This window comes from Nocardioides sp. CPCC 206348 (assembly GCF_048654705.1).
Taxonomy (GTDB): domain Bacteria; phylum Actinomycetota; class Actinomycetes; order Propionibacteriales; family Nocardioidaceae; genus Nocardioides.
The window spans coordinates 145-1489 of record NZ_JBMCZA010000227.1; the positions used below are offsets into that span (position 1 = coordinate 145).

Genomic DNA, 1345 nt, shown 5'->3' on the forward strand with positions numbered 1-1345 from the left:
CTCGTTTCCAGGCTCGCTTCCTGGCTCTTCCGGCGACGCCGGTCCCACCACCCCCAGGCGACCATCACCACCACGACGAGCAGGGCACCAGCGATCTCGTCGACGACGTAGTGCTCGGCGTAGTAGACCAGCGCGAACAGCATGCTCGCGGGGTAGAGCAGCACGGTCCAGCGCCACGGCGTCCGGAAGTGCGACACCACCCACCACGCGATGAAGATCGCGAGGGCCGAGTGCAGTGACGGCATCGCCGCGACCTGGTTGCCGATGGACGAGAGGTCCTGCTGTGCGGTGGTCTCGGTGCTCGCCGTGACCGACCGGCTCGAGGCGGTGAGGTCGAACCAGCCCCGGCCGGTGATCCGTGCAACGTCGTCGGTCAGGTAGCCGTCGCGCGCGGCCATCCACGGCGGAGCCATCGGATAGAGGATGTAGCCGGCCACCGAGAGCAACATGATGGCCAGGTAGCGCCGCATGTAGCCGATCCAGGCGGGGCGGTTGCGCTTCCACAGCACGGCGCCCACGGCGAGTGCGGCGAAGAAGTGGGAGTAGTAGACCGTGGTGAGCACGACGTCGTACCAGCGGGGCTGCAGGGACTGGCGGCAGGGCACGCCGCACAGGTGTGCCTGGAGGTACTCGGTCGGCAGGGTCCCGCCGAACAGCCAGCGGTCGGCCTCGATCGGCCAGGTGAAGCTGACGTCGAGGATCCCGAGGTTGTCGGAGACGCCCCGGCTGTAGAGGTAGAGCAGGAGCACGGCGAACGGCGGCCACCAGTCACGCAGGAACGCCAGGTGTTCCCGCATCGGACGTCGTACGTCCCAGGCGACCGTGGCCAGCCAGAGGATGATCACGACCTGGTAGCCCTGCCGGGGAAGGCCGTTGACCTGCATGTAGGCGACCAGGCCCACGACGAAGACCGCCATGCCCGCCACCCGGGCCACGACGCCCGGAGTCGGGCTCGGGCGGAGTGATTCGGTCTCGCTGCTCGCCATGGAACCCACCAAGGGAGGGTAGCGGCCGGGCGGGCACCGACCAGACGTCGTACGATCGTGTCCTGTACTCGGACATGGGGAGACACAGATGAGCAGGACCTGGTTGGTGCGCGGTGCGGTCGCGGCCGTGCTCGCTGTTCTCGCCGCCGCGTGGGTGCTCGGCATCGCTGGCCTCGGCAGCGGTACGACCGCGAAGGGCAAGGACGAGGCGGACGGCCCCAAGCCGGCCGACGTCTCGACGACCTCGGGCGTCGATCCGTTGGTCGTGGTCGAGACGACGGACCCCCAATCGGCTGCTGACGAGACGAGTCCGTCCGCGAACCCGTCCGAGGATGCGGCCGACGATCCGAGCACGGAGG

The 1345-nt window shown here is 68.9% G+C and carries 2 protein-coding genes; one reads left to right on the top strand and one right to left on the bottom strand.

Going from position 1 to position 1345, the window contains the following annotated elements:
• A partial coding sequence (locus ACOADB_RS25800; protein ID WP_378605683.1) for a phosphatase PAP2 family protein occupies positions 1-986 on the bottom strand: 986 nt, incomplete at its 3' end.
• An 88-nt stretch (positions 987-1074) separates the two neighbouring features.
• On the opposite strand from ACOADB_RS25800, the gene ACOADB_RS25805 reads away from it, so the two are divergent.
• The coding region (locus ACOADB_RS25805; RefSeq protein WP_378605686.1) for a hypothetical protein at positions 1075-1345 on the top strand (271 nt) is incomplete at its 3' end.